The following is a 3,102-nucleotide window of genomic DNA, read 5'->3' as shown; positions in this document are numbered from 1 at the left end:
CTGGACGACGTGGTGGAGGGCGCGCTCCGCGAAGCCGGCGTGGGGATCGAGGACGTGGACGTCGTCGGCGTCACGGCGGGGCCGGGGCTGATCGGCGCGCTGCTGGTCGGCGTGTCGTGGGGCAAGGCGGCCGCGTTCGCGGCGGGAAAGCCCGTCGTCGGCGTGCACCACATGGAGGGGCACCTGTTCGCCACGCACCTGGAGCATCCCGGCGCCGAGCCTCCGTTCGTGGGGCTGCTCGTTTCCGGCGGGCACACCATGCTGCTCTGGGTGCCGGCGTGGGGCGAGTACCGCCTGCTGGGCGCCACGCGCGACGACGCGGCGGGCGAGGCGTTCGACAAGGCGGCCAAGATCCTGGGGCTGGGCTACCCCGGCGGTCCGTCCATCCAGCGCGCCGCGGCGGAGGGCGACCCCAGGCGCCACCCCCTGCCGCGCCCGCTGCTGAACCGGGGGGAAAAGCCGGGGGACCGCGAGTACTACGACATGTCGTTCAGCGGGCTCAAGAACGCGCTGCGGCTGCTGGCGCGAGACTTGGAAGCCCGAGGGACGCTGGCGGAAGAGGTGCCGCACGTGGCCGCCTCCTTTCAGGCCGCGGCCGTGGACGTGCTGACGGCCAAGACCATGCGGGCGGTACGGGAGATGAACTGCCCGCGCGTGGTGCTGGGCGGCGGGGTGGCGAACAGCCGCGCGCTGCGGGAGGCGCTGCAGCGCAAGCTGGGTTCGCGCGGCGAGTTGTACGCGCCCTCCCCCCGGCTGTCGACCGACAACGCGGCCATGATCGCGCGCGCGGCGCTCTTTCGCTGGCGGCGCGGCGAGGCGGCGGGGCTGGAGCTGAACGCCCGCGCGGACCTTCCCTTTCCCGGGCTGGCGCGGTGACGCGCGCGGCTGGCACGAGGGTGGCGGAACGTACGGGTGAGCGCGGCCGGGCGGCCGCGGATTCCCATGCACCCCGGCGGCGGGCTTGATCTCCCTTCTCCACGTTTCGGACCTGCACTTCGGCCCGCCCTACCACGAAGGGGTGGGGCGCGCCCTGCAGGGGTTTGCGCACCGGCTCAAGCCGGACTGCATCGTCGCGTCGGGCGACTTTACGCAGCGCGCGAAGGCGGAGCAGTTCGCGGCCGCGCGGGCGTTCCTGGACGAGTTTCCCCCCGTGCCCCTGGTGGTGACGCCGGGGAACCACGACGTGCCACTGCTGCGCGTGGCGGAGCGGGTGCTGGATCCGTACAAGCACTACCGGCGGTACATCCACCAAGAACTGGACACCGTCACCGACATCCCCGGCGCGCGCATCGTGGCGCTCAACAGCACGGCGCCGCTCAAGGCCACGGTCAACGGGCGCATCCACCGCTGGCAGATCGAGTACGCGCGCGAGGCGTTCGCGGCGGTCACGGATCCCAAGACGCTGCGCATCATCGTGGCGCACCACCACTTTGCGCCGCCGCCGGACTTTGAGAGCGCGGACCCCATGCCCGACGCGCGCCGGGCGCTGGACGCGTTCACGGAAATGCGGGTGGACCTGATCCTGGGCGGGCACCTGCACCGCGCCTATATCGGCAACTCGCTGGACGTGTACGCCGGCGCGGACCGCGAGCACGGCATCGTGATCGCGCAGAGCGGCACCAGCACCTCGCGCCGCGGGCGGGCGCGCGAGCGGGAAAAGAACTCGCTGAACGTGCTGCGCCTGACCCCGCAGGGCATCCGGGTGACGCACTACATGTACTTTGAGGACGCGGGCGACTTCGTCCCCACCAGCCGGCACATCTTCTTTCGCCGCGGCAGGCCGCCGCTGGAAGGGGCCGGCGAGGATGGGGCCATCTGGATGGACGAAAGCCGGGGGTGAACGATGGAGTATGAACGCGGAACGCTGTCGCGCGGCGGGGAACTGAAGGCCGTGGGGATGGCGGGCGCCGCCGCCGTGGGGGTGGCGGTGGCGGTGTGGTACGTGTCGCGCCTGTGGCTGCAGCGCGAGCGGGTGGACGAGGCGCCGGGCGCCGCGCCCGTGCGGGGGGCGTAGCCGGTGGCGCGTTCGCGGACCGTCCGCCTGGTTTCGTGGGGGCTCGGGGGCCTGCTGCTGGGCATCGGGCTGGCCGTGCTCGCGCTCAACATCGTGGCGCGCGCCCCGCGCGGCCACAAGTTCGTGCTGGACCGCACGCTGGACGCGCTGGGCAAGAACGTGGACGGCGGCCGGCTCATCGTGGCCCGCATCAACGGCAACCTCTTTGAGGGCGCCAAGGTGTACGGGCTGCGGCTGCAGGACAACCAGGGCCGCGCCTTTGTGGTGGCCGACAGCGCGTACCTGGACTACGACGTCCGCACGCTGCTCTCGCCCCGCATTCACATCACCCGCGCCACGCTGTACAACCCGGAGATCTACGTCTTCAAGCTCCCCGGTGACACGCTCTGGAACTACCAGGCGATCTTTGCCGACACCAGCAGCGTAAAGCGCGCGCCGGGGGTGGAACGGGCCACCCTGCTGGACACCATCCGCGTGGTGAACGGGCTGGTGCGGGTGCAGCTTCCCTGGCGGCCCGACAGCACCCTTTCGCGCCGGGCGCAGCGCGCGGAGATCCGGGACGCGCTCTCGAATTCGTCGCAGATCCTGGTGGATTCCGTCCGCGGCGGCTTCATCAGGACGATGAACTTCACGGCGATGAACGGCCGGCTGTCGCGCGTGCGCTTTTCACCGGGCACGCGGACGGGGTCGCGCATTCACGTGGACTCGCTGCGCACGGAGGCGCAGATCTACCGCCGGCCGGCGCACCTGGTGCACGGCGAGGCGGTGGTGGCGCTGCTCAAGGCGCACATCGAGCTGGACGCGCCCGTCGTGCGGCTGCGCAGGTCGGTGCTTTCCGTTTCGGGGGTGGTGCGGACGGACAGCTTTCCGGAGTGGTTCCCGGAAGCGCAGGCGCCCATGTACGACCTGGCCTTCCGCGGCGACTCGCTGGACTTCGAGGACCTGCAGTGGCTGTATCCGCGCTTTCCCGGTACGGCCACGGGCGGGCTTTCGCTGCGCATCGAGTCGCGGCCCGGAGGGACGATGTTCCTGGCGCGCGACACGGACGTGCGCGCGCCGGGCACGCGGCTGCGCGGCAGCTTCGGCAT

The 3,102-nt window shown here is 71.8% G+C and carries 4 protein-coding genes; all 4 read left to right on the top strand.

Features of this window, described 5'->3' with window-relative positions; all coding sequences use genetic code 11:
* A partial coding sequence (gene tsaD / locus VF665_RS04885; RefSeq protein ID WP_331052293.1) for a tRNA (adenosine(37)-N6)-threonylcarbamoyltransferase complex transferase subunit TsaD occupies nt 1-876 on the top strand: 876 nt, incomplete at its 5' end.
* 85 nt (nt 877-961) lie between these two features.
* Entirely contained in the window at nt 962-1,840 is an 879-nt protein-coding gene (locus tag VF665_RS04880; RefSeq protein ID WP_331052292.1) for a metallophosphoesterase family protein, read from the top strand.
* Nucleotides 1,841-1,843: 3 nt separating this feature from the next.
* Nucleotides 1,844-2,014, top strand: a complete 171-nt coding sequence (locus tag VF665_RS04875) for a hypothetical protein (RefSeq protein ID WP_331052291.1) — start codon at nt 1,844-1,846, stop codon at nt 2,012-2,014.
* Between the two features lie 3 nt (nt 2,015-2,017).
* A partial coding sequence (locus tag VF665_RS04870) for a hypothetical protein (protein ID WP_331052290.1) occupies nt 2,018-3,102 on the top strand: 1,085 nt, incomplete at its 3' end.

The organism is Longimicrobium sp. (assembly GCF_036387355.1).
GTDB lineage: Bacteria > Gemmatimonadota > Gemmatimonadetes > Longimicrobiales > Longimicrobiaceae > Longimicrobium.
Note: the sequence above shows the minus strand (reverse complement) of the source record. Positions and strands in the feature narration are given on the sequence as shown.